Below are 23,271 nucleotides of genomic sequence, written 5' to 3' on the forward strand. Positions count from 1 at the left end.
AGGGTGGGGGCATGAACGCAGCGCAGCACACCGCCCCCGCCCCCGTCGCCGTGGTCACCGGAGCCTCCCGGGGGCTCGGCCTGGCGCTCGCCCGGGCCCTCGCCGCCGACGGCTGGCAGCTGGTGATCAGCGCCCGTGGCGCGGCCGGACTCGCCGCCGCCGAGGCGGCCCTGGCCGCCGTCACCAAGGTCGTCGCCCTCTCCGGTTCCGTCGTCGACGACGACCACCGTGCCCACCTGACCGCGGCCGCCGACGGGCTCGGCGGCGCGAGCCTGCTGGTCAACAACGCCGGTACGCTCAACGGCGCCACCGCGCCCGGCGCCGAGCCGCTGCCCCGGCTGGCCGACTTCCCGCTGTCGGACCTGCTGGAGACCTTCGAGGTCAACGCGCTCGCCCCGATCGCCCTCACCCAGCTCCTCCTGCCTCAGCTGCGCGCCCGCGCCGGGAGCGTGCTCAACATCAGTTCGGACGCCGCCGTCGTGCCCTACCTCGGCTGGGGCGGCTACGGCGCCAGCAAGGCGGCGCTCGACCATGCCACCGCCGTACTCGCCCGCGAGGAGCCGGAGTTGCGGGTGTGGGCGGTGGACCCGGGAAGCATGCGCACCGGGATGTTGCAGGAGGCCAGCCCCGGTGAGGACATCTCCGGCGAGCCGCTGCCCGAGGAGGTGGTGCCGGTCCTGCTCGGACTGCTGCATGACCGGGCCGCCTCCGGCCGCTACCGCGCCGAGGACCTGAGGGCCGCGGCCCGGGGTGGGCGATGACCGGACTCGTGGACCTCGGCCTCGACGTCGCCGTGCCGCCCGAACTCTCCGCCCGGGCACCGGCGGAGGCGCGCGGCGGGGCGCGGGACGGCGTGCGGATGCTGGTCGGCCGGCGCGACCGGGGGAGCGTCGAGCACCACCGCTTCACCGAGCTGCCCGAGGTGCTGCGCGCGGGTGACCTGCTGGTGGTCAACAACTCGGCCACCCTGCCGGCCGCGCTGCCCGGCCGGCTGCCCGACGGTACGGCGGTCGCGCTGCACCTGTCCTCCGCCCAGCCCGACCAACGCGGCTCCCACCTGGTGGAGTTGCGGCGGGTGGTGCCGGGGGCGGCGGCCGCCTACTACCCGCCGGCCGACTCCCCGGCCCGCCCCGGTCTGCGGGTGGCGCTGCCCGCCGGCGGCGCGGCCGAGCTGGTCGCACCGTTCACCGCCCGGCTCTGGTACGCCGAACTGGCGCTGCCGGCAAGGATGTTGCCGTACCTGGAGGTGCACGGCAAGGCGATCCGATACGGCTACGTGGACCGCGACTGGCCGATCGAGGCCTACCAGACGGTCTTCGCGGCCGTCCCCGGCAGCAGTGAGATGCCCAGCGCCGCAAGGCCGTTCAGCGCGGAGGTGGTGGCCCGGCTGGCGGGTCGCGGGGTGCTGGTCGCGCCGGTCACGCTGCACACCGGGGTGGCCTCGCCGGAGGCGCACGAGGCGCCGTACGCCGAGGGGTTCCACGTCCCGGCGGCCACCGCCCGCCTGGTCGGCCATGTGCGGGCCGGCGGTGGGCGGGTGATCGCCGTCGGCACCACGGTGGTGCGCGCCCTGGAGTCGGCCGCCGCGTCGGACGGCACCGTCCAGGAGGCGGACGGCTGGACGGAGTTGGTGATCACTCCGGAGCGCGGGGTGCGCGCGGTCGACGGCCTGCTCACCGGCTGGCACGAGCCCCGCGCCTCGCACCTGCTGATGCTGGCCGCCGTCGCCGGGCGGCCCCTGCTCGCCGAGTGCTACCGGGCCGCCGTCCAGCACCGTTACCTCTGGCACGAGTTCGGCGACGTGAACCTGCTCCTGCCGGACTGAGCCCGCGCCCCGCGCTGCCCGGTCGCGGGCCGGATCGCTCGGTCGCGGGCCGGATCACTCGGACGGGCTGCCCGGGGGCAGTTCCAGCTCGAACCAGACCACCTTGCCGTCCCCGGTGCGGCGGCTGCCCCAGCGGTGCGCGAGCTCGTTGACCAGGTGGATGCCGCGCCCGCCCTCGTCCTCGGCGCGGGCGCGCCGGATCCGGGGCGTCTCGCTCTCCTGGTCGGCGACCTCGACGGTGAGCGCCCGGTTGCAGAACAGCCGCAGCTGGGTGGGGGATCCGGCGTGCACCAGGGCGTTGGTGATCAGCTCGCTGGTGAGCAGTTCGGCCCAGTCGGCGAGCGGTTCGAGGCCCCAGGCGGCCAGCGTCTCGCGGGTGAAGCGGCGCGAGTGGGCGACCATCGCGCGGTCGCCGGTGAGCGGCAGGCTGGCGATCCGGTCCGCGCCGACCGGCCGGACCTGCGCCATGATGACGGCGATGTCGTCCTCGCTGGTGGGGCCGGTGAGTTCGGCCAGGACGGCGTCGCAGGTCTGCTCCAGCGAGCGGCGCCGGTCGGCGACCGTCCGGCAGAGCAACTGCAGTCCCTCGTCGATGTCGTGGCCCCGGCGCTCGACCAGCCCGTCGGTGTAGAGCGTCAGGATGGCCTCCTCGGGGAGGGTGAACTCCACGCTCTCGAACGGGACCCCGCCAACGCCGAGCGGTGCGCCGGGCGGCAGTTCGACCAGGTGCGCCCTCCCCTGCGGATCGGCGACGACGGGCGGCAGGTGGCCGGCGCAGGCGGCGGTGCAGTGGCGGTCCACCGGGTCGTACACCACGCAGACGCAGGTGGCGAACTGGCCCTCGCCGAGTGCGCTGGAGGCCTCGTCCAGCCGGTGCAGGACGCGCTCAGGGGCCAAGTCCAGGGTGATCAACGTCCGGGCGACAGTGCGCAGTTGGCCCATGGTGGCGGCGGCCCGGATGCCGTGGCCCATCACGTCGCCGACGATCAGCGCGACCCGCCCCGAGGAGAGCGGCACGACGTCGAACCAGTCGCCGCCGACCTCGCTGACCACGCTGCTGGGCAGGTAGCGGTAGGCGAGGTCCAGGCCGAGCGTGCGGTGGATCTCCTGCGGCAGCAGGCTGCGCTGGAGGGTGAGCGCGGTGTCCCGCTCGCGCCGGTAGAGCCGGGCGTTGTCGATCGCGAGGGCGGTGCGCGCGGCGAGTTCCTCGGCCAGCGAGCGGTCCTCCGGGCCGAACGGCTCCGGGTTGCGGGTGCGGACGAACTCCGCGCCGCCCAGCACGAGTCCGCGCGCCACCAGCGGCACCATCAGGTACGAGTGCACCCCGGCGGCCAGCCCCGGCTGGACCCGGTCGGGCGAGGCGGCGATCCGGCGCATCTCCTCCTCGGTCACCTCGGAGACCAGGATCGAGCGCCGGGTGCGCAGGCTCTGGGCGTACAGCTGGGCGGACTGCGAGGTCTCGCCGACCTGGTCGGAGGCCGCCGTCATGCCGCCGCCCCGGGTCGCTTCGCCGACCGCCACCGCCCGCATCAGTATCGAATCGTTCTCCGGGACGGGGCCGGGCTCCTCGCCGCCGAGTACCGCGTCGCGCAGGTCCACGGTGACGAAGTCGGCGAAGCGCGGGATCACCACCTCCACCAACTCCTGGGCGGTGCGGTGCAGATCGAGGGTGGTGCCGATCCGGGTGCTGGCCTCGTTGAGCAGCGACAGCCGCTGCTGCGCGGCCCGGGCCTCGTCCAAAGCCCGCTGCCGGGCGGCGGCCGCGTCGCGCTCGCGGGTGAACAGCAGCGCGTTGTCGATGGACACGGCGGCCCGCACCGCCAACTCGCCGGCCAGCGCCAGGTCGTCCTCCTCGTACGGGCGCTCCACCAGGGTGCGGTAGAACCCCGCGACGCCGACCGCGGTGCCGCGCGCGATCAGCGGGACGACCATGAAGGAGTGGACGTTCTGCTCCCGCACCGCCGCGGCGCGCACCGGGTCGTCGGCGAACCAGGCCATCCCCTCCGCGTCCATCCGCGGCACCAGGACCGGCTTGCGGTGTGCCAGGCTCCACGCGTACGGCGTGCCGGGCGCGAAGCGGTGCACCCCGCCGAGCCGGGCGACCGGCCGCAACGTCGAGCCGGGCACCGAGTGGAAGGCCATCCGCCGCAGCAGCGCCGAACCGTCCGCCGGGGCGCGGGCCTCGCGCTCGCCGCGGACCAGGTCCTCCAGCACCTCCACCACCACGGAGTCGGCCAGCCTGGGCGTCGCCACCTCGGCCAACTCCTGCGCGGTCTGGGCGAGATCGAGCGTGGTGCCGATCCGGGTGGAGGCCACGTTGACCAGCGCCAGCCGCTCCTGGGCGGCCTTCGCCTCGCGCAGCGCCTGCTGCCGGGCCAGGACGGTCTGGTGCTGGCGCAGGTACAGCCGGGCGTTGTCGATCGCGACGGCGGCCCGCGAGGCCAGCTCGTCGCCGAGGGTGATGTCGGCCTCGGCGAACGACTCCCGGTCGCCGCGCCGCGAGTACACCACCATGCCGAGCGTGGTGCCGCGCGCCACCAGCGGGGTGATCCGCACCGAGCGCGGCCGGTCGCCGAGGTAGGCCCGGCGGTGGCTCTCGGTGATGGCCTCGCTCAGCAGCGGCAGCTCCCAGGACGGCACCACCACCGTCCGCCCGGTGGCCAGCGCCCGGGCGTACGGCGAGTCCGGCGTCAGCTCGTACAGCGATTCCACCGGCAGTGACTCGGCCGGGTACAGCGGGTCGGTGGTGGCCAGGGCCAGCCGGCGGACCAGCTGCGGCGCGTCCGGGTCGGGCGGTTCGACGTTCCGCCCGGTCACCAGCACCTCCAGCGCGAACACCCCACTGATGTCGGCGACCCTGGGCACCATCGTGTCGGCCAGCTCCCGGGCGGTCTGCCGGAGGTCGAGCGTGGTGCCGATGGAGGCAGTCGCGTCGACCAGCAGGGCCAGCCGCTCCTGGGCCCGCGCAGCCCGGGCCTCGGCGCGGAACCGCTCGGTGACGTCGATGACGGTGGAACTCACGCCGAGCACCCGGCCGCCGGGTTCCTCCAGCCGGAAGTACGAGGCGGACCACGCGTGGTCGTGCTGCGGGTCGCCCGGGGTGCGGCCGTGCGAGCGGGTGTCCACCACCGGCTCGCCGCTCTCCAGGACCCGCCGCATCACCGCCTCCGCCTCGGCGCCGTTGATCCCGGGCAGCACCTCGGTGAGCCGGTGGCCGAGCTGCTCCTCGACGGGCAGGCCGTTGGCCCGGGCCAGCGCCTCGTTCAGCCGGACGAAGCGCAGCTCGGGGTCGAAGACGCCCATGCCGACGGGGGACTGGGTGAAGAAGCCGTCGAGCACCGCCAGGTCCGCCTGGATCCGGCGCAGCGTGGTCACGTCGGAGGCGACGGCCAGCACCAGCGTGCGGCCGTCCGGCCCGGTGATCGGATGGGTGCGGAACTCCAGGTTCACCAGATGCCCGTCCCGGTGCCGGACCGGGAACACACCGGACCAGGCCCGGCCGTGCAGGATCTGCTGGAACAGCTCCAGCACCTCGGGCCGCTGCTCCTCGGAGGTCAGCAACTTGGCGGCCTTGGCCCCGATCGCCTGCCCCGGGGAGTAGCCGAGCAGTGCCTCCGCGTCGCCGCTCCAGTGCAGGATCCGGCCGTCGGCCTCGATCAGCGCCGTCGCGATCGGCACCATCAGCAGGGCGTCCTGTTGCGGCTCGCCCAGGTGGTGTTCGTTGTCGTTCACCATGGCCAGAGAACCGTCCGGAGATCGTCCCCACCAGCCCTGCCATCTTCGCACGCGGCCCCGGCGGGCCGCTCACCGTAGCGGCTCACCGGAGCGGCAGCGGGCGCTCCGGGAAGAAGTCGTCGAGCTCCCGGTGGCACCGCGGCGCTGGCGGCGGTCGAGCGTGCGAAGTCGGCCGGGCCGACTTCCCGCGCTCCTCACCGGGTCGCGGCCCGCTCGCGGGCCGGGGCGGCCTCCGGGGCTTCGCCGCCCCGGGCTTCGGCGGTGCGGGCGGCCAGGGCGAGCAGCGCGCCGACGAGACACAGGGCGGCGGCGACCAGAACGGCCCGGTCGGTGCCCGCCGCCAGGGCGCGGGCGGCGGCCTCCCGGCCGGGGCCGCCCGGTCGGGCCGAGCCCGCGACGGCCACGGTGACCGCGACGCCGAGCGCCGAGCCCAGGTACCGGGAGGTGTTGTTGGCACCCGAGCCCATGGCCGCCCGGTGCGCCGGGACGCTGCTGACGGCCAGCCGGGCCAGCGCCGCATTGAGCACCCCGCTGCCGACGCCCGCCACCGCCAGACCCGGCGCCAGCCGCAGCCAGCCGGAGCCGGGCGCCAGCCCGTACAGGCCCGCCTCGCCGAGGCCGCAGACCGCGAGCCCGACGGCGACCTGCGCGGTGGCCGACAGGTGCGCCGCCAGCCGCCGCGCCTGGAGCGCGGACAGCACCGACAGGCCCGACCAGAGCGCCAGCACCCCGCCCGCGGCCAGGCCGGACAGGCCCAGGACGCCCTGGAGCAGGGTCGGCAGGTAGCTCATGAAGCCGACCAGCGAGAGCCCGGTGAACAGGGCCCCGCCGGTGGCGGCGACGAAGCCGGGGCTGCGGAACAGCGCGAGGTCCAGCATCGGCTCCCGGACCTTCGCCTCGACCAGCCCGAACAGCGCCAGCAGCAGCACCCCGAGCGCCAGCAGCACGACGACCACCGGCCGCCCCCAGCCGCCGCGCCCCTCGGCCAGCCCGGCGATCAGGCAGGACGTCCCGGCGGCCAGCGTCAGCACCCCGTACGGATCGAGGGCGCGTGGCCGTTCGGCCCGCGACTCGGTGAGGACGGCGGCCGCGTACGCCGCCACGGCGGCCGAGACGACCGCGATCCCGCCGCTGACCGCGCGCCAGCCGGCCCACTGCCCGACCAGCGCGCCGTACACCGGGCCGACGGCGATGCCGAGGCCGACGGCGGCGCCCCAGACCCCGAGTGCCCGGATCCGGCCCGGGCCGGGCGGGTGGGCGTGGCTGATCAGGCCGAGCGCGGGTGCCAGGACGGCGGCCGAGGCGACGCCGAGCAGCACCCGGGCGGCCAGGTAGACGGCGCCGCCGGGGGCCAGCGCGGCCAGCGCCTCGGCGGCTGCGAACAGCAGCACGCCGAAGGTGAAGACCCGCTTGCGGCCGTGGTCGTCGGCGGCGCTTCCGGCGGTGAGCAGCAGGGCGGAGATGCCGACCAGGGTGCCGGTGAGGATCCAGGTCCGGCCGGTGGCCCCGAGGTGCGCGGCCTGGGCGGTGGCGGCGAGCGAGGCGGTGGGGGCGGTGTAGGCGACGGTGACCAGCGCGGTCGCGGCTGCGGTGGCGGCCAGGGTGGCGCGGGGCCGGACGGGCGCGGTGACGGGGGAGGGGCCGGGTGGTGCGGGGGACATGGGGTGTTCCTCCGGAGCGCGAACCTTAGGTCTGGTGAATGAACCTTCGTCTCGATCGGCACGCTACCACCATTGGTCTGTTCATTGAACCCGCTGTCCGGGTGGACTACGCTGACCCGCATGGCGCTGGGAACCGACTACGAGCAGCAGGACTGCGCACTGGCCCGCGCCCTGGAGGTGGTCGGCGAACGCTGGAGCCTGCTGATCCTCCGCGACGCCTTCTACGGAGTGCAGCGTTTCAACGACTTCCTCGCCCACCTCGGCATCCCCCGCGCCGTCCTCACCGCCCGCCTCAACGCCCTGGTCGCGGCCGGGGTGCTGCGCAAGGAGCCGTACCAGCAGGCGCCGCTGCGCCACGGCTACCTGCTCACCGAGACCGGCCTCGAACTGTGGGGGCCGCTCTACCAGTTGAGTCGCTGGGGCGGTCGCCACGCGACCGCGGGCGGTCCGCACCACCTGTTCGCGCACGCCGTCTGCGGCACCGACCTGGACGTCGTCGGCGCCTGCCCGCGGTGCGGCGGCGCACCCGTCCCGCCGGCCGAGATCGCGATGCGCCCCAACCCCGCCCGCGGCGGCGCGCACCGGGACGACCCGGTCTCCCGCTCCCTGGTCCGCCCGCACCGGCTGCTCGAACCGATCGCCTCGGCGGCGCCGGCCGCGTAGCGAACGGCGGGCGACGGACGGCGGCGCGGCCGCCGGCAGGCTGCCGACGGCCGCGCCCACCACACCCGGGTCACGGGTGGAACGTCACCTCCGGATTGGCGGCGGTCGGCCCGTCGAGGAGCGGCTGCCGCACGCCCTTCAGCTGGAGGTCGAAGAAGGCCGCCACGTACGAGCGGGTGAGCTCCGCGCCCCGCTCGCCCGACATCGTGGTGCCGGGAGGCTGGGGCAGGTTGAGCTTCTCGAAGAACAGCGGGAAGTCGGTGAAGGTGCCGTGGTTGGAGCCGGCGAAGGTCAACCAGCGCTTCCAGCCGTCGAGGTGTGGCCAGCTCTCCGTCCAGCTGCTGTCCTCGGCGCCGTCGGGCAGCGGGTGGCCGATCATCAGGAAGGGCTTGCCGCCGATCCCGGAGGCGGGGACCGTGACGTCCATGGTGCCGTCCAGGTCCACCCCGGCCCGGATCCGGTCGTCGGCGAGCAGGGACGGGACGGTCGAGGCGCCGCCGGCCGAGTGCCCGGCCATCCCGATCCGGTCGCGGTCGATCATGCGGGCGTAGCGCCACGCCGGGTGGGGGCGGGCGGTCAGCTGGTCGAGGACGAAGGAGACGTCCTTCGCCCGGCTGTTGTCCACGGCCGCCCAGGACTCCGGGGTCGTCAGCTTGTCGCACAGCAGGCACGGGAGGGTCTGCCCGTCGGGGAACGTCGTCCCGGTGTTCTCGTAGGTGTGGTCGACCAGCGCGACGACGTACCCGCGGCTGGTCAGGTCCTCGGCGAGGCCGCTCAGCGAGGCCCGCGGCATGGTGAAGCCCGGCGACAGCACCACCAGCGGGAAGTGGCCGCCCTGCGGGCGCGCGTCGGACTTCGCCCAGGTCCGGGTGCCGGTGACCGTCTCGGTCGGGATGGTGTTGCCCGGGAGCTTCCCGTCCAGCAGCATCCGGGCGGCCGCAGGGGTCATGTACGGGGCCGCGCTGCCCGTCCCGGCCTTCGCGGGGTAGTACATCGACACCATCAGCTGGCGCGGACCGGCGGAGGGGACCCACGGATCCGGGCGGTCCCGGTCCACCAGGTGCAGGATCTCCTGCCCGACCGCGTACGGGCCGGTCGGGCGCGGCAGGTCGACGTGGACGGCGGTGGGAGCGGGAGCGGAGGCGTTCGTCAGGGCGGCGGGAGCGGCCAGCGCCGGCGCGGCGGCGGCGACGGACAGCGGCAGGGTGAGCAGCAGGGCTGCCGCGGCCGTGGTGGTGCGAAGTCGGTTCATGTGAGGGACGGTAGGCCGGGGGAGCGGAAGTTGACGTCCACTCAGCGGCGTAGAGATCCCTTCCGGGACGTGCGGGAGGGGACCCTTAGGGGTCGGCCGAATGGACGCCGGCCGGACCGAACCGAACCGGGCCGAACTGAACCGGATTGGACTGAACCGGACCGAACCGGGCCGGAGTCGTTGAGGAATCGAACTCGAACTCACCGCGGAGCAGCGAGTTCGGGAGTCCACCCCTCGGATCGTCCGCCGGTCAGAGGCTCCGGGCCCGGACCTCCTCGACGAAGGCCGCCGCCGCACCGGCGTTCGGCACCGGGAGGGTGAGCGGCAGGCCGGCCGAGTGCGTCCGGATCTCCAGTTCCCCGAGCTCCGAGGCCCGCGCGGACTGCACCTCCGTCCACCGGAACGACTCCGTCGCGGCGAGCGGGTGCGGCGGCCGGTGCACCAGCCCGCCGGCCGTCAGCGTCAGCCGCCCCCGGGCGAACCGGACGCCGCCCTCCGTGCGCAGCGCCTCGTGCAGTGCGGCCCGGAGGGTCGGGCGGAGTCGCTCGTCGAGCTCCCGGAACAGCTCGTCCAGCCGTCGCAGGTGCGCCAGTGCCAGTGGCTCGTCCGCGCCGACCAGCCAGATCCGGCCCTGCTCGCCCACTCCGTGCCGCCCGCCGGGGGCGTACTCGGTGGCCTCCACCGCACTCCACGGCAGGGGCTGCTCCGCGCCGTCCGCCCCGACCAGCACCAGCCCGCGCTCGTGCACCCGGACGGCCCGCAGGCCCGGCGCCGGCCGCAGCCGCCCGTACCCGCTCGCGGCCGTGATCGCCGCCGCGGCCACCACGGGCGCGGGCCACCACTCCCCGCTCGCCAGCCAGGCCGCCCCGGCGACAGCGGCCGCCGCCGCGTCCAGCCAGGCCCGCGTCGGCCATGGCAGCGGCCGGAATCGCCGGTACACCCGCACCGCGCGGCCGAGCCGCCCGTCGCCGTCCGCGACCGACCGAGCCCGCGACAAGGGCCACACCACCGCCACCTCGGCCACCTCCCGCTGAGCGAACACCACAACCGGAACCGCGACTGTCAGATCCTCAGCATCGACCGACCGCCGCGCCCTCGAACAGGGCCAATTCGTACCTCTTGGCCCTGAAACGACCTCACCCCATCCTCCACCTCACTCCGCCGACGGCCGCACCCGGTCCTCCGCCGGGCCCGCTCACCGCCACGCCCCGGCCTCGGCTCGTCAGCTCGTCGTCGCGTACTCGTTCTGCAGCGTGCGCAGCAGGGCCGTCCCGGTCGGATCGGCGGAGCGGCGGGTGTTCACCAGGACCACCACCCCCACCTGCTTCTCCGGATCGAAGGCCACGAAGGAGCGGAACCCGCCCGTGCCGCCGTTGTGCCAGATCTGCAGGTGGCCGCCCTGCTGGCTGTGCAGGCGGTGGCCGAGCCACCCCAGGTGCGTCCAGGCGAACGGGTTGACCCGGTGCCGGGTCTCCCGGGTGAGCGTGATCGCGGGCGCCAGCGGTGCGTCCGGTTCGCGGTCGGCGGCCAGCTGGGCCCGCAGGAGTATCGCCAGGTCGGAGGCGGTCGACCGGAGCCCGCCCATGCCGGAAATGTCCGCGAAGTCCCAGTACGGCACGGGTCGCCCGCCGGAGGTGTGCCCGTGCGCCAGCCGCTCGGACTGCTCCCGGCCCGAGCGCACGTGGGTGTCCACCAGCCCCAGCGGCTCGCATATCTCGCGCGCCACCAGCTCCTCGTAGCCGGTGCCGGCCCGGTGGGCGAGGGCCAGGCCGAGCAGCCCGGCGCCGAGGTTGGAGTAGCGGAAGCCGCGCCCGGGGGTGGCCCGCAGTCTCGTCCGGGCCAGCCCGGCGAGGACGTACTCGGTGCTGCAATGCGCGTACGGATCGGGCTTGTTGGGATTGAGCAGCGCCGTCGCCAGCATGCCCCGGGGCAGCCGGGGGAGCCCGGAGGTGTGGGTGGCGAGGTGCCGCAGGGTGATCGGCTGCCCGCCCCTGGCCGGGACGGCGGCACCGTCGGGCCGTATGTCGGCGAGCACGTCGGCGAGCGGTTCGGCGAGCGGGTCGTCGAGCCCGGTGGCGGTCCCGCCGGAGTCGGCGAGCGCCAGCCGCGCGAGGGCGAGCGAGGTGAACACCTTGGTGACGGAACCGACTTCGAACAGGGTGTGCGGCCCGGGCGCGGCGCCGCCCGGACCGGTCCGCCCGGCGCCGCGGATCTCCACGGCGCCGCCGGCCAGCCCGGCGACCACCGCGCCGACGTGCTGGCCCGCGAGCCGGTCGGCGGTCTGTTGCACGAGGCGGGCGAGTTCGTTCATGCCTTGAGCGTAGGGGGCCGCGACCTGCGAAGTCGTCCGCCGGAACGACGATTTCAACCGCCCTCCGCTGCTCCCGCGGGAGTGCGCCCCCCACATGAGTACGCCCCGCTACGCTCGGCAGCGTACGGACACCACGGTGTGATGACCGGTCCGGGCGTAGCGGGGCGCGTGGTGGGGCGGGGGCGAGCCGTCAGCAGCTCAGGTTGCCCCCGGGGACGGTGCCGAGGATCTGGACGAAGCTCTGGTACAGGCTGATCCGGTGCTGCATCTGGGCGGTGTTGTTGCCGTTGCACTCCAGCGAGCCGTTGATGCTGCGGATCGTCTCACCGAAGCCGTACCCGTTGACCATGGCGTTGTGCGCGGTCATGGTGCCCGGCCCGTTCTGGGTGTTCCAGTACCAGAGGCCGGTCTTCCAGGCCACCGCCGGGTCGGTCTGCACCAGGTTCGGATTGTGCAGCAGGTCGATGCCGAGCGCGTCGCCGGCGGCCTTGTAGTTGAAGTTCCAGCTCAGCTGGATCGGCCCGCGCCCGTAGTACGCGGCCTGCCCGGCCGGGCACCCGTACGGTTGCGAGGCGTCGCAGTAGTGCGGGTAGTTGGCGGTGTTCTGCTCGACCACGTACACCAGTCCGCCGGTCTCGTGGCTGACGTTGGCGAGGAACGCGGCGGCCTCCTGCCGGCGCACGGTGTCGCTGCCGGTGGCCGCGAAGCCGGGGTAGGCGCCGAGCGCGTCGAGCAGGCCCTGGTAGGTGTAGAAGGAGTTCCGGCCCGGGAACATCTGGTCGAACTGGGCCTGGCTGACCGGGAATCCGCCCGGGTTGGGCGGCTGGGTCGAGCCGCAGCCGTACGGCTCCCAGTACCAGGTGCTGATGACCGGGTCGTAGCCCGGGTTGTCGTGGGTGGCGCGGTAGTAGCCGCCGTTGGTGTACCGGACGATGTCGCCGGCGACGTAGGCGCGGCCGGCGACCCAGGCGGGGTAGTCGCAGGTGCCGGACGTCGGGGTCGGCGTCGGGTCGGTGGACCCGCCGCAGGAGCCCTGGTCGGCCCAGACCCCGGTGCCGCTGGTGCTCGGGGGCTCGTTCTGGGTCCACCACTTGGCGGCCCAGTTGTGCCCGTTGTACGAGACGGCCGCGCCGCCGGTGTAGGCGGTGGCCGCGCTCCACGGCGTGCCGCAGGCGGCGGCGCTGGCGGAGGCGGGGAGGAGGACCGCGACCGCCAGTGCCGTGACCACGGCGGAGAGCAGCGCGAGCAGGCGTTTCATTGACACGTCATCACCCCTTGTGCGGTGGGGGCCGCACGTCGTCGTGACAGGGACTTGAGCGGGCAGGGGATCCGGGTCCCGTGCGGGGGTGCGCCAGGGGAAGGCGGCCGACCGGGGTGTGGGCCGGTGCGGGGCCGTGAAGGCGACTCAAGCGGAGTGTTCTATACCTGTCAAGAGAGTGGGTGAAACCGGCTCGCAAATGCGGTGCGCACGCCCCCCGGCGCCCCCGCGAGCCCTCCCGGCCTCCGAGCGTCGCCCTCAGCCCCCGCGAGCCCCCTCAGTCGCCGAGCGCCGCGCGCAGTCGGGCCGCGACCTCCGCCGCCCCCGCCTCGTCCGGGTACTTCCCCCGCGGCCAGAAGAAGCCGCGCAGCCCGTCCTTCGGATTGCGCGGCACCACGTGGACGTGCAGATGCGGCACCGACTGGCTGATCCGGTTGTTCGCCGCCACGAAGCTGCCCGCCGCGCCCAATCCGCGCTCCACCGCGGCGGCCACCCGCTGCACCTGGAGGAAGAACGGCCCTACGTCGGCGGCCGGCAGGTCCGCCAGGGTGCGGTGGTGGGTGCGCGGGACGACCAGTACGTGGCCGGGGAACAGCGGCCGCCGGTCCAGGAAGGCCACCGCCGCCTCGTCGTCCAGCACCCGGTGCGCGGGCTCCTCGCCCGCCACCACCGCACAGAAGACGCAGTCCATCCGCCCATTCAAACCACCGGCGCCCGCCCCGGCACCTCCGCGATCGCGCGGTTGCGGGGCGTCACCCGTCCGGCCTCGAGCGGGTGCGGCCGCCGGGGCGGGTGGCGCACGGTGCTGGAGGGGGTCGACCAGAGGCGCGCCGTGCGCCGCACGAGGAGGTGGCCCGATGGCGGGCAAGTTCGAGGTCTACGAGGACGCCGGCGGCAAGTACCGGTTCCGGCTCAAGGCGGGCAACGGCGAGATCGTCGCCACCGGCCAGGGCTACTCCAGCAAGGAGGCCGCCCACAAGGGCGTCGAGGCCGTCCAGCGGGCGGCCAGCGACGCGCCGGTGGTGGACGTGCCCAAGGCCGCCTGAGCACGCCGAGCACCGAGCACCGAGCGCCGAGTGCCGACACCGAGTGCCGAGCACCGAGCGTCGAGCACCGAGCATCGAGCGCCGCCCGCCACGCGGCAGCACGCCGTGTGGCGGATGGCGCCGCCCGCGCCGCGGTCGTCACTCGTAGCGGTGGAGCAGCGCCTCCCGCTCGGTCTGCTCGATCATCTCGATGGTCAGCGAGTCGTCCCGCAGGTGCGAGAGGGTGATCTCGGCCGAGGTCGGCTGCGCGTCCTTGGCCAGCCAGTTCTCCGGCTTCCACGCCGAGCCGCGCAGGAAGGACTTCGGGCAGTGCGCGTACACCTCCTCGACGGCCACCACGATCGCGCTGCGCGGGGGCTTGCCGACGGCGGTCAGCTGCCGCAGCAGCTCCGGGTCGGTGGAGACGCAGGCCCGCCCGTTGACCCGGAGCGTGGTGTCCCGGCCCGGAACGACGAAGAGCAGCCCGACCCGGCCGTTCTCCAGGATGTTGTGCAGGGTGTCCAACCGCTTGTTGCCGGTGGCGTCCGGGATGGCCAGGGTGTGCTCGTCGAGGACGGAGACCACCCCGGCCGGCCCGCCGCGCGGGGAGACGTCGCAGCGCCCGGCGGCGTCCGAGCTCGCCACGAACACCAGCGAGGAGCAGGCGATCAGCCGCCGCGCGACCTCGTGCAGGTGGTCGACCTGCTTGCGGCGCGCGTGGTCGCCGGGCTGCTCGTAGATCTCGCGCAGCTGCGCCGGGTCGGTCAGCGCCCCTGCGCCGAGAGCGGCGAACAGGCTGCCCGGCGCATCCGGAGCGGCGGTTGACGACATGACAGATTCCGGTGTGCTGGTCATACCGGAAATCTAGCCGAGCCCCTTCCCGGAGCCCCCGGCCGCAGACCGGTGCAGTCCTCGGTAAAGCTTCCCCGCCACCCCTCCCCACCAGCGGTTTTACCGTGATAATGGGGCCAGGCGCTCCGCTCGGAGGTGGTGGTCGTGATCGTGAGGATCTGGGCCGGGCAGGTCCTGGCCGGTCGCATCGAGGAATTCTGTGTGCTGCTGACAACCCAGGTGATCCCGCAGCTCGGGCGGACCGACGGTTGCCTGGGCGGTGAACTGCTGCGCTCGGTGACCGAGGACGGACACCGGGTGCTCGTGGTGAGCCGCTGGCGCGACGAGGCGGCCCTGCGCGGGTACGCGGGGCCGATGTGGCGGATCCGGCCGGTCTGGTCGGAGGGCGAGCTGTGCTACCTCGCGCACCCGCCGGTGGTCACCCACTTCACGTCGATCGCCGCACCCGCCACGCTCTGACCGCGCCCGCCACTTCCGTACGCGCCCGCCACTTTCCGTGTGCGCCCGCCACGTTGTGGGCGTCACCTACCACCCGGCCGCACATTCCCCGCATCCGCGTGAAACAGGCCACAGCGGAAGGCTCTCCCTGGGCTTGCGCACGCCATGGCAGAATGACCCCAACAGCAGTGACGTTCAGCGCACTCCGGGGTCGGTGAAAATCCGAACCGGCGGTTACAGTCCGCGACCCGTCCGCAGCCAGCGGCCGGTTGACCAGGTGAAATTCCTGGACCGACGGTTAAAGTCCGGATGGGAGGCGTGCGCGGGCGGACGAAGAGCAGTATCCGTGGTCCCCCGGTGGACCACGGCCAGGTGAACGGCGGGAGAGGTGTCTCCCGTGCCGGGCGAGCGATCTCCCGGCAGCCTCGGCATCCCGGCGACGGGTCGTGCCGTCGGCTCGCGCGCCGTTGCCCGTCCGTGTCATCTCCCATGCCGCCCCGGAGTCCGCGCCCCCAAGCGCGAGGAGAACCCGGGTGTTCACCGGCATCATCGAAGAGCTCGGCGAGGTCGTGTCGATCGAGGAGATCGGCGACTCCTCGCGAATCCGCCTGCGCGGCCCGGTGGTCTGTACGGGTGCGCGGCACGGCGACTCCATCGCGGTCAACGGCGTCTGCCTGACCGTCGTCGACAGCCCGGACCAACTGGCGGCCGATACGGGCGAGTTCAGCGCCGACGTGATGGCCGAGACGCTGCACCGCTCCAGCCTCGGCGAGTTGAAGCCCGGCTCCCGGGTCAACCTGGAGCGCGCCATGGCGCTCGGCGACCGGCTCGGCGGCCACCTCGTCCAGGGCCATGTCGACGCCACCGGCACGCTGTTGGGCCGCGAGCCCGGCGAGCGCGACGCGGCCGGCGACCTGCGCTGGGAGGTGCTGCGCTTCTCGCTGCCCGGCACCATCTCCCGCTACCTGGTGGAGAAGGGCTCGATCACGGTCGACGGCGTCAGCCTCACCGTGGTGGAGGCCGCCCGGGACAGCTTCACCGTCAGCCTCATCCCCACGACCCTCGCGCTGACCTCGCTCGGCGCCAAGGCCGTCGGCGAGAGCGTCAACCTCGAAGTGGACGTGCTCGCCAAGTACGTCGAGCGACTGCTCGACTCCCGCACCCTTCCCCCGACGATCGCCGGAGAGTCCAAGTGAACTGGCTCAGCGGAGAAGCGTTCACCGTCTTCGGCGAGCACGTGAAGTGGGCCGACATGTTCGGCAACCTGCTCGGCCTGGCCGGGCTGGCCTTCGGCTGGCGCCGCTCGGTCTGGAGCTGGCCGCTCCAACTCCTGTCCGGCGCCGTGCTGATCGCCGCCTACCTCGGGGGCCACGTCCCCGGCCTGATCGGCAAGCAGCTGATCGTGCTCGTCACCGCCGCCTGGGGCTGGGCCCAGTGGCGGCGGGGCCGCCGGGACACCGGCACGATCGCCGTCCGCTTCGCCACCTGGCCCGAGCGGGCTGCCCTGGTGGTCGGCACCGCGGCCGGCACCGTCGCGCTGGCCTGGCTGTTCACGGCCCACCCCAGCCTGTCCTGGAGCCCCTGGTCGGACGCCTACATCTTCGTCGGCACGCTGGCCGCGATGGTCGCCCAGGCCCGTGGCTGGCTGGAGTTCTGGTTCGCCTGGATCGCCGTCGACGTGGTCGGCGTCCCGCTCGCCTTCAACAACGGCTACCCCTTCTCCGGCCTCACCTACTCGATCTACTTCGTCCTGGTGCTGCTCGGCCTGCGCTCCTGGTGGCTGAGCAGTCGTGAGCCGCGCGTCAACTCCGCCACCGTCCCGCAGGGAGTCACGGTATGACCGAGAACCACACCGCCGACCGCGAGGCGGCACCCGAACTCGTCCTCGACCCGGTCGAGCGCGCGATCGCCGACATCGCCCTCGGCCGCGCCGTGATCGTGGTCGACGACGAGGACCGCGAGAACGAGGGCGACATCGTCTTCGCCGCCTCCGCCGCCACCCCCGAGCTGATGGCCTTCACCATCCGCTACAGCTCCGGCGTGATCTGCGCCCCGCTGACCGGCGAGGAACTGGACCGGCTCAAGCTGCCGCCGATGACCCAGGTCAACGAGGACCGCAAGGGCACCGCGTACACCGTCTCGGTGGACGCCCGGGAGGGGGTCGACACCGGCATCTCCGCCGCCGACCGCGCCCGCACCGTCCGGCTGCTGTCCTCGCCCGGCACCGAGCCCGGCGACCTCACCCGCCCCGGGCACGTGTTCCCGCTGCGCGCGGTCGAGGGCGGCGTGCTGGTGCGCCCCGGCCACACCGAGGCCGCCGTCGACCTGGCCCGGCTCGCCGGACTGCCGCCGGCCGGTGCGATCGCCGAGGTGGTCAACGACGACGGCACCATGGCCCGGCTGCCCGAGCTGGTCGCCTTCGCCCGCGAGCACGGCCTCGCGATCATCTCCATCGAGGACCTGATCGCCTACCGTCGCCGCACCGAACTGCACGTCGACCGGGCCGCCGTGACCGCCCTGCCCACCGTCCACGGCGAGTTCACGGCCGTCGGCTACCAGGGCACCATCGACGGCGTCGAGCACATCGCGCTGGTGGCCGGCGGCCTCGGCGCGGACGGCCGGCTGCCCGAGGGCGAGGACGTCGTGGTCCGGGTCCACTCCGAGTGCCTGACCGGCGACGTGTTCGGCTCGCTGCGCTGCGACTGCGGCCCCCAGCTGGAGGCCTCGCTGCACAAGGTCGCCGAGTCCGGCCGCGGCGTGGTGCTCTACCTGCGCGGCCACGAGGGCCGGGGGATCGGCCTGGCCCACAAGCTGCGCGCCTACGAACTCCAGGAGCAGGGGCGCGACACCGTCGACGCCAACCTCGACCTCGGCCTGCCGGCCGACGCCCGCGACTACAGCATCGCGGCGCAGATGCTGGTGGACCTCGGCGTCCGCTCGCTCACCCTGCTCACCAACAACCCGGAGAAGCTCACCGCGCTCACCGAGCACGGTCTCAAGGTCAAGGGGCGCGAAGCGGTCGAGATCGCGCCGGGTGAGCACAACCTGCGCTACCTGCGCACCAAGCGCGACCGGATGGGCCATGACCTGCCCGGCCTCGACTCCTGAACCCTCCCCACGCCTCACGCCTCACGCTTCACGCCCCACGCCCCACGCCCCACGCACCACCACGACGGACAGGAAGAACGAACATGAGCGGCCACGGAGCCCCCGAGCTGACCATCGACGGCGCCGCCGACCTCAAGGTCGCCGTCGTCGCCGCCCAGTGGCACGACGTCGTGATGAACGGCCTGCTGGACGGCGCCCACCGGGCGCTCAAGGAACTGGGCGTCACCGAGCCGACCGTGCTGCGCGTCCCCGGCACCTTCGAGCTGCCGGTCGCCGCGAAGCGCCTCGCCGACCACGGCTACGACGCGGTCGTCGCCCTCGGCGTGGTGATCCGCGGCGGCACCCCGCACTTCGACTACGTCTGCCAGGCGGCCACCGCCGGCCTCACCCAGGTGACCGTCGACACCGGCGTCCCGGTCGGCTTCGGCGTGCTGACCTGCGACAACGAGGAGCAGGCACTCGACCGCGCCGGCCTGCCCGGCTCCGCGGAGGACAAGGGCCACGAGGCCGTCACCGCCGCCGTCGCGACCGCCGCGGTGCTGCGCGCCGCGCTCTGAGCGCACCGCCCCGACCCGGACCGTGGACGTCCAACGGACTGTCCACGGTCCGGGACCGTTTACCGCCGGTCAGCCCGCACGCCGTAAGGTGAGTCCCATCATGGCTTCGAAGACATTCGAGGAGCTCTTCGCCGAGCTCCAGCAGAAGGCCGCCACCGGCGACCCCTCGTCCTCCCGTACCGCGCAGCTCGCCCAGCAGGGCGTCCATGCGATCGGCAAGAAGGTCGTCGAGGAGGCCGCCGAAGTCTGGATGGCCGCCGAGTTCCAGTCGGACGAGCAGACCGCCGAGGAGATCTCACAGCTCCTGTACCACGTTCAGGTGATGATGATCGCCCGCGGGCTGACGCTCGACGACGTCTACAAGTACCTCTAAACCCGAACCGCACGCCCCTCCCCACAGGTAAGGAACCAACCTCCCATGCTGCGCATCGCCGTCCCCAACAAGGGTTCTCTCTCGGGTCCCGCGGCGGAGATGCTCCATGAGGCCGGCTACCGCCAGCGGAAGGACCCCAAGGAGCTCGTCCTCGTCGACCCGAACAACGAGGTCGAGTTCTTCTTCCTGCGCCCGCGCGACATCGCCGTCTACGTCGGCTCCGGCCGCCTGGACATCGGCATCACCGGCCGCGACCTGCTGCTGGACTCGCACTCCAACGCCGAAGAGGTGCTCGCGCTCGGCTTCGCCGCGTCGACCTTCCGCTTCGCCCGCCCCGAAGGCGTGGCCGTCGAGGACGTCAAGGGCCTGGAGGGCCTGCGGATCGCCACCTCCTACACCGGCCTGGTCGAGCAGCACCTCGCCGACCACGGCGTGAAGGCGACCGTCACCAAGCTGGACGGCGCGGTGGAGACCGCGGTGCAGCTGGGCGTCGCCGACGTGATCGCCGACGTGGTGGAGACCGGCACCAGCCTGCGCAACGCCGGCCTGGAGGTGTTCGGCGAGCCGATCCTGATCTCGGACGCCGTGGTGATCCGCCCCAAGGGCGCGGGCGAGGACACCCGGGTGGACCAGTTCCTGCGCCGCCTCCAGGGCGTGCTGGTGGCCCGCCGCTACGTGCTGATGGACTACGACATCCGCGCCGAGAAGGTCGGTGCCGCCGTGGCGCTCACCCCCGGCCTGGAGTCGCCGACCGTCTCCCCGCTGCACACCGAGGGCTGGGTGGCGGTGCGCTCGATGGTGCTCCGCAAGGAGGCCCAGCAGATCATGGACGACCTGTGGGGCATCGGCGCCCGGGCCATCCTGGTCACCAACATCCACGCCTGCCGCCTCTGACCGGTGCGGCGGCGACCTCGCCCGCCGTGGTGCGGGTAAGGAACGGTTGAATGGGGCGGGGACGCTGACCGGCGTCCCCGCCCTTCGTCCGGATCCGCCCGCTGCCCGGAACCGTCGTTCCCGGGAACGACCGTTCCCCCGAACCACCCCACCGGAGACCCCACGTGTCCACGCCGCCCGTCGAGTTCCCCGTCACCTGGGCGCCGCGCCGCACCCGCGCCGTGCTGCTGCCGGTCTGCGCGCTGCTGGTGGTGCTGTTCGCCGTGATGGCCGTGGCGCTCCCGGAGAACTGGCAGCTCAACGACCGGATCATGATGGCGGGCAGCGGCGTGCTGTTCGCGTGCGTGGGCCTGATGCTGGCCCGCCCCCGGGTGAGCGCCGACGCGCAGGGCGTGACGGTGGTCAACTTCGTCCGCAGCCGCCGGCTCACCTGGGCCGAGATCGTCCGGGTCAACTTCCGCCAGGGCGACCCGTGGGCCACCCTCGACCTGGCCGACGGCACCTCGCTCGCCGCGGTCGGCATCCAGTCCGGCGTCGGCAAGGACCAGGCGATCGCGCACGCCCGCGCCCTGCGCGACCTGGTCGAGCACCACGCCGGGGCCTGAGCCCCGCAGCGCCGCCGCCGGTCGGAGCCCGCCCGTTCCACACCGGCACCGCCGGCCCGCCGACACCCCTCCGGTCCCCGCCGGGCCTGCGAATCCTCGGCCCGGCGGGTCCGAACACTCTTCCTACCATCGTCCGGGTATGGTCTACGCTGGTAAAAGCAGGGCAAAACTTCCGTCCTGCCCGAAAGACGACTTGAGGAGTGACTTCCCCCCTCGATGGACGATCCGTCCGGTAGTACCTGCGCCGCCCACCTTCCTGTCAGCGGAAGGCAGGCGGCACTGTGATCACCGCCTGGCTGCTGTTGCTCGCAGCCCTCCTGCTGATCCTCGCCAACGGCCTGTTCGTGGCCGCCGAGTTCGCCTTCGTGACCGTCGAGCGCGGGGCTGTCGAACGCTCCGCCGAGGCCGGAGACGCCAAGTCCGTCCGCGTCTCCCGGGCCCTGCGGCACCTCTCGTTCGAACTCTCCGGCGCCCAGCTCGGCATCACCGTCACCTCGCTGGTGGTCGGCATGCTCGCCGAGCCGGCGTTGTCCACCCTGCTCAGCCCCGTCATGACCGGGATCGGCGTGCCCGAGTCGGCCGCCCGCGGCGTCGCCGTGGTCGTCGGCATGGTGCTCGCCACCGTGGTGCAGATGGTGATCGGCGAGCTGGTCCCGAAGAACTGGGCGATCTCCCGCCCGCTCCAGGTGGCCCGCGCGGTCGCCGCCCCGCACATGGCCTTCTCCTTCGCCTGCCGCCCGCTGATCAGCTTCCTCAACGGGGCGGCCGACCGGACGGTCCGCGCCTTCGGCGTCGAGCCGCAGGAGGAGCTGGACCACGCCCGGACCCCGGCCGAACTGGTCTCGCTGGCCCGCCACTCGGCCAAGGCCGGCGCGATAGACGAGGAGTCGGCGACCCTGTTCGTCCGCACCCTGGGCCTGGGCGAGCTGACCGCCGAGTCCGTGATGACCCCGCGGATCGACGTCGCCTCCCTCCAGGGCGACGCCACCGCCTCCGACGTGATCAACCTGACCCGGGCCACCGGCCTGTCCCGCTTCCCGGTGTACACCCACAGCCTGGACGAGGTCACCGGCATCGTGACCCTCAAGGACGCCCTCGCCGTCCCGGCCGCCCGGCGCGGCCTGGTCCGGGTGAGCGAGCTCACCTCGCCGCCGCTGCTGGTGCCCGAGACCCTGCCCGCCGAGCGGCTGCTCGACCAGCTGCGCCGCCTCCAGCCGATGGCCATCGTGGTCGACGAGTACGGCGGCACCGCCGGTGTCGTCACCGTCGAGGACATCGTCGAGGAGATCGTCGGCGAGGTGCAGGACGAGCACGACCCCGCCGACCGCCCCGAGCTGCTCCCGCTGCCCCCGGTGGACGGCCTGCCGGCCTGGGAGGCCGAGGGCCGCGCCCGGATCGACCAGCTGGAGGCGATCGGCCTGATCGCCCCGGACGGCCCGTACGAGACGCTGGCCGGCCTGGTCGCCGACCTGCTCGGCAAGCTGCCCGAGGTCGGCGAGCAGGCGGAGCTGCCGGGCTGGCGCTTCACCGTGACGGGTGTCGACCGGCACCGCACCAGCCAGGTCCGGGTCGAGCGCACCAGCGCGCCGGCCTCGTTCGGAGACGACCAGGAGAACGCCCGATGACCGCGCTCCAACTGGCCGTCGCCGTCCTGCTCCTGCTCGGGAACGCCTTCTTCGTCGGCGCCGAGTTCGCCGTCGTCTCGGTGCGCCGCAGCCAGATCGAACCGCTCGCCGAGGCCGGCCACAAGCGAGCCCGCACCGTGCTGCACGCGCTGTCCAACGTGTCCGCGATGCTGGCCGCCGCCCAGCTCGGCATCACCGTCTGCTCGCTGGGCCTCGGCGCCCTGGCCGAGCCGACCATCGCCAGTCTGCTGGAAGGCCCGTTCCACGCGATCGGCGTCCCGTCCGGTCTGATGCACCCGCTCTCGTACGGCATCTCGCTGGCCGTCGTGGTCTTCCTGCACATGGTGATGGGCGAGATGGTGCCCAAGAACATGGCCATGGCGGGCCCGGAGAAGGCCGCGCTCTGGCTCGGCCCGCCGCTGGACCGGCTGGCCCGCTGGCTGGCCCCGGTGATCAGCCTGCTGAACGCCATCGCCAACGGTGTGCTGCGGCTGTTCCGGGTCGAGCCCAAGGACGAGGTCGAGTCGGTGTTCACCACCGAGCAGCTGATGTACCTGCTGGTCGACTCCCGGGACGCCGGCCTGCTCGACGAGGGCCGTCAGGAGCGTCTGGAGGACGCCCTGGAGCTGGGCCACCGCCCGGTCACCGAGGTGCTGCTCAAGCCCGAGCAACTCGTCACCGTGGACACCAAGGTGACCGCCGCGGAGGTCGAGGAACTCGCCCTGCGCACCGGCTTCTCGCGCTTCCCGGTCACCGACGGCGACCCGGCCGGCCACGGCTACCTGGGCTACCTGCACCTCAAGGACATCCTCGACGTGGAGGACCCGTCCGCGCCCGTCCCGGCCCGGCTGTGGCGTCCGATCACGGTGCTGCGCGGCAGCCTCCCGCTGGACGACGCGCTCGGCGCGATGCGCCGGGCGACCTGCCACCTGGCCGCCGTGCTGGACCAGGACGGCCGCACGCTCGGTGTGGTCATGCTGGAGGACGTGCTGGAGGAGCTGGTCGGCGAGATGCACGACCCGGACCACCGCTCCGCCGCCTGAGGTTCCCCCTTTCGCTGACGGCGTGTCCGCCGCGGGCGATTCTGCT

The 23,271-nt window shown here is 73.6% G+C and carries 22 protein-coding genes and 1 riboswitch; of the genes, 14 read left to right on the forward strand and 8 right to left on the reverse strand.

Annotated features, from left to right (window positions below):
* The first annotated feature begins 11 nt into the window (after positions 1–11).
* Together ACIP37_RS04830 and ACIP37_RS04835 are read left to right on the forward strand one after the other, a co-directional pair.
* Positions 12–761 (forward strand): SDR family NAD(P)-dependent oxidoreductase, encoded by a 750-nt coding sequence (locus tag ACIP37_RS04830; RefSeq protein WP_400803246.1) that lies wholly within the window; start codon positions 12–14, stop codon positions 759–761.
* Positions 758–1,825, forward strand: coding sequence for an S-adenosylmethionine:tRNA ribosyltransferase-isomerase (locus ACIP37_RS04835; protein ID WP_400803243.1), 1,068 nt, complete (start codon positions 758–760; stop codon positions 1,823–1,825). The genes ACIP37_RS04830 and ACIP37_RS04835 overlap by 4 nt, the downstream gene beginning before the upstream one ends.
* 54 nt (positions 1,826–1,879) lie before the next feature.
* On the opposite strand, the gene ACIP37_RS04840 is transcribed toward ACIP37_RS04835, so the two are convergent.
* Positions 1,880–5,560, reverse strand: a complete 3,681-nt coding sequence (locus ACIP37_RS04840; RefSeq protein ID WP_400803240.1) for a SpoIIE family protein phosphatase — start codon at positions 5,558–5,560, stop codon at positions 1,880–1,882.
* Positions 5,561–5,754: 194 nt separating this feature from the next.
* Entirely contained in the window at positions 5,755–7,221 is a 1,467-nt protein-coding gene (locus ACIP37_RS04845; protein ID WP_400803237.1) for an MFS transporter, read from the reverse strand.
* Positions 7,222–7,341: 120 nt separating this feature from the next.
* Here ACIP37_RS04845 and ACIP37_RS04850 point away from each other — a divergent pair, with 120 nt between their 5' ends.
* A complete protein-coding gene (locus ACIP37_RS04850; RefSeq protein ID WP_363628215.1) occupies positions 7,342–7,884 on the forward strand; it encodes a helix-turn-helix domain-containing protein in 543 nt (180 codons plus the stop codon).
* 70 nt (positions 7,885–7,954) lie between these two features.
* Here ACIP37_RS04850 and ACIP37_RS04855 read toward each other — a convergent pair whose 3' ends face one another.
* From ACIP37_RS04855 to ACIP37_RS04875, 5 genes are all read right to left on the reverse strand, one after another.
* Positions 7,955–9,136, reverse strand: a complete 1,182-nt coding sequence (locus ACIP37_RS04855) for an alpha/beta hydrolase family protein (RefSeq protein WP_400803233.1) — start codon at positions 9,134–9,136, stop codon at positions 7,955–7,957.
* Positions 9,137–9,386: 250 nt separating this feature from the next.
* On the reverse strand, positions 9,387–10,133 hold the full coding sequence (locus tag ACIP37_RS04860) for a hypothetical protein (RefSeq protein WP_400843305.1): 747 nt from the start codon (positions 10,131–10,133) through the stop codon (positions 9,387–9,389).
* A 225-nt stretch (positions 10,134–10,358) separates the two neighbouring features.
* Positions 10,359–11,447, reverse strand: a complete 1,089-nt coding sequence (locus ACIP37_RS04865; RefSeq protein ID WP_363581664.1) for a serine hydrolase domain-containing protein — start codon at positions 11,445–11,447, stop codon at positions 10,359–10,361.
* Between the two features lie 190 nt (positions 11,448–11,637).
* Positions 11,638–12,705 (reverse strand): glycoside hydrolase family 19 protein, encoded by a 1,068-nt coding sequence (locus ACIP37_RS04870; protein ID WP_363628419.1) that lies wholly within the window; start codon positions 12,703–12,705, stop codon positions 11,638–11,640.
* A gap of 277 nt (positions 12,706–12,982) precedes the next feature.
* Positions 12,983–13,396, reverse strand: coding sequence for an HIT family protein (locus tag ACIP37_RS04875; protein WP_363581666.1), 414 nt, complete (start codon positions 13,394–13,396; stop codon positions 12,983–12,985).
* 166 nt (positions 13,397–13,562) lie between these two features.
* Here ACIP37_RS04875 and ACIP37_RS04880 point away from each other — a divergent pair, with 166 nt between their 5' ends.
* Positions 13,563–13,751, forward strand: coding sequence for a DUF1508 domain-containing protein (locus tag ACIP37_RS04880; protein WP_063346479.1), 189 nt, complete (start codon positions 13,563–13,565; stop codon positions 13,749–13,751).
* 138 nt (positions 13,752–13,889) lie between these two features.
* On the opposite strand, the gene ACIP37_RS04885 is transcribed toward ACIP37_RS04880, so the two are convergent.
* Positions 13,890–14,561, reverse strand: coding sequence for an MSMEG_1061 family FMN-dependent PPOX-type flavoprotein (locus tag ACIP37_RS04885; protein WP_400843308.1), 672 nt, complete (start codon positions 14,559–14,561; stop codon positions 13,890–13,892).
* Positions 14,562–14,726: 165 nt separating this feature from the next.
* Here ACIP37_RS04885 and ACIP37_RS04890 point away from each other — a divergent pair, with 165 nt between their 5' ends.
* The 10 genes from ACIP37_RS04890 to ACIP37_RS04935 all read left to right on the forward strand — a co-directional run bounded on the left by ACIP37_RS04890 (position 14,727) and on the right by ACIP37_RS04935 (position 23,225).
* Positions 14,727–15,041: an antibiotic biosynthesis monooxygenase gene (locus tag ACIP37_RS04890; RefSeq protein ID WP_159398348.1), complete on the forward strand. Its 315-nt coding sequence runs from the start codon at positions 14,727–14,729 to the stop codon at positions 15,039–15,041.
* A gap of 176 nt (positions 15,042–15,217) precedes the next feature.
* Positions 15,218–15,345, forward strand: a riboswitch (FMN riboswitch).
* A 208-nt stretch (positions 15,346–15,553) separates the two neighbouring features.
* Entirely contained in the window at positions 15,554–16,216 is a 663-nt protein-coding gene (locus ACIP37_RS04895) for a riboflavin synthase (RefSeq protein WP_063346476.1), read from the forward strand.
* A gap of 56 nt (positions 16,217–16,272) precedes the next feature.
* Entirely contained in the window at positions 16,273–16,860 is a 588-nt protein-coding gene (locus ACIP37_RS04900) for a nicotinamide mononucleotide transporter family protein (RefSeq protein WP_350883668.1), read from the forward strand.
* Entirely contained in the window at positions 16,857–18,128 is a 1,272-nt protein-coding gene (locus ACIP37_RS04905; protein WP_400803224.1) for a bifunctional 3,4-dihydroxy-2-butanone-4-phosphate synthase/GTP cyclohydrolase II, read from the forward strand. Before ACIP37_RS04900 ends, ACIP37_RS04905 begins: the two co-directional genes overlap by 4 nt.
* A gap of 83 nt (positions 18,129–18,211) precedes the next feature.
* Positions 18,212–18,685, forward strand: a complete 474-nt coding sequence (gene ribH / locus ACIP37_RS04910) for a 6,7-dimethyl-8-ribityllumazine synthase (RefSeq protein ID WP_363581672.1) — start codon at positions 18,212–18,214, stop codon at positions 18,683–18,685.
* A gap of 100 nt (positions 18,686–18,785) precedes the next feature.
* The gene (locus tag ACIP37_RS04915; RefSeq protein WP_363581674.1) at positions 18,786–19,058 is read left to right on the forward strand and encodes a phosphoribosyl-ATP diphosphatase; all 273 of its coding nucleotides are present in this window, start codon (positions 18,786–18,788) and stop codon (positions 19,056–19,058) included.
* A 45-nt stretch (positions 19,059–19,103) separates the two neighbouring features.
* The gene (gene hisG / locus ACIP37_RS04920) at positions 19,104–19,952 is read left to right on the forward strand and encodes an ATP phosphoribosyltransferase (protein WP_350883551.1); all 849 of its coding nucleotides are present in this window, start codon (positions 19,104–19,106) and stop codon (positions 19,950–19,952) included.
* A 164-nt stretch (positions 19,953–20,116) separates the two neighbouring features.
* Positions 20,117–20,557: a PH domain-containing protein gene (locus ACIP37_RS04925; RefSeq protein ID WP_350883553.1), complete on the forward strand. Its 441-nt coding sequence runs from the start codon at positions 20,117–20,119 to the stop codon at positions 20,555–20,557.
* 281 nt (positions 20,558–20,838) lie between these two features.
* Positions 20,839–22,182, forward strand: a complete 1,344-nt coding sequence (locus ACIP37_RS04930; RefSeq protein WP_363581676.1) for a hemolysin family protein — start codon at positions 20,839–20,841, stop codon at positions 22,180–22,182.
* Entirely contained in the window at positions 22,179–23,225 is a 1,047-nt protein-coding gene (locus tag ACIP37_RS04935) for a hemolysin family protein (protein WP_363623619.1), read from the forward strand. The genes ACIP37_RS04930 and ACIP37_RS04935 overlap by 4 nt, the downstream gene beginning before the upstream one ends.
* The last annotated feature ends 46 nt before the right edge of the window (positions 23,226–23,271 follow it).

Origin of the sequence: Kitasatospora sp. NPDC088861, assembly GCF_044750105.1 — a bacterium.
Lineage (GTDB): Bacteria > Actinomycetota > Actinomycetes > Streptomycetales > Streptomycetaceae > Kitasatospora.

What these genes read in the sequence shown, in the direction of transcription:
- ACIP37_RS04830 (WP_400803246.1), top strand. Translation starts at nt 12, where the DNA reads ATGAACGCAGCGCAGCACACCGCCCCCGCCCCCGTCGCCGTGGTCACC.
- ACIP37_RS04835 (WP_400803243.1), top strand. Translation starts at nt 758, where the DNA reads ATGACCGGACTCGTGGACCTCGGCCTCGACGTCGCCGTGCCGCCCGAA.
- ACIP37_RS04840 (WP_400803240.1), bottom strand. Translation starts at nt 5,560, where the DNA reads ATGGTGAACGACAACGAACACCACCTGGGCGAGCCGCAACAGGACGCC.
- ACIP37_RS04845 (WP_400803237.1), bottom strand. Translation starts at nt 7,221, where the DNA reads ATGTCCCCCGCACCACCCGGCCCCTCCCCCGTCACCGCGCCCGTCCGG.
- ACIP37_RS04850 (WP_363628215.1), top strand. Translation starts at nt 7,342, where the DNA reads ATGGCGCTGGGAACCGACTACGAGCAGCAGGACTGCGCACTGGCCCGC.
- ACIP37_RS04855 (WP_400803233.1), bottom strand. Translation starts at nt 9,136, where the DNA reads ATGAACCGACTTCGCACCACCACGGCCGCGGCAGCCCTGCTGCTCACC.
- ACIP37_RS04865 (WP_363581664.1), bottom strand. Translation starts at nt 11,447, where the DNA reads ATGAACGAACTCGCCCGCCTCGTGCAACAGACCGCCGACCGGCTCGCG.
- ACIP37_RS04870 (WP_363628419.1), bottom strand. Translation starts at nt 12,705, where the DNA reads ATGAAACGCCTGCTCGCGCTGCTCTCCGCCGTGGTCACGGCACTGGCG.
- ACIP37_RS04875 (WP_363581666.1), bottom strand. Translation starts at nt 13,396, where the DNA reads ATGGACTGCGTCTTCTGTGCGGTGGTGGCGGGCGAGGAGCCCGCGCAC.
- ACIP37_RS04880 (WP_063346479.1), top strand. Translation starts at nt 13,563, where the DNA reads ATGGCGGGCAAGTTCGAGGTCTACGAGGACGCCGGCGGCAAGTACCGG.
- ACIP37_RS04885 (WP_400843308.1), bottom strand. Translation starts at nt 14,561, where the DNA reads ATGTCGTCAACCGCCGCTCCGGATGCGCCGGGCAGCCTGTTCGCCGCT.
- ACIP37_RS04900 (WP_350883668.1), top strand. Translation starts at nt 16,273, where the DNA reads ATGTTCGGCAACCTGCTCGGCCTGGCCGGGCTGGCCTTCGGCTGGCGC.
- ACIP37_RS04905 (WP_400803224.1), top strand. Translation starts at nt 16,857, where the DNA reads ATGACCGAGAACCACACCGCCGACCGCGAGGCGGCACCCGAACTCGTC.
- ribH (WP_363581672.1), top strand. Translation starts at nt 18,212, where the DNA reads ATGAGCGGCCACGGAGCCCCCGAGCTGACCATCGACGGCGCCGCCGAC.
- ACIP37_RS04915 (WP_363581674.1), top strand. Translation starts at nt 18,786, where the DNA reads ATGGCTTCGAAGACATTCGAGGAGCTCTTCGCCGAGCTCCAGCAGAAG.
- hisG (WP_350883551.1), top strand. Translation starts at nt 19,104, where the DNA reads ATGCTGCGCATCGCCGTCCCCAACAAGGGTTCTCTCTCGGGTCCCGCG.
- ACIP37_RS04935 (WP_363623619.1), top strand. Translation starts at nt 22,179, where the DNA reads ATGACCGCGCTCCAACTGGCCGTCGCCGTCCTGCTCCTGCTCGGGAAC.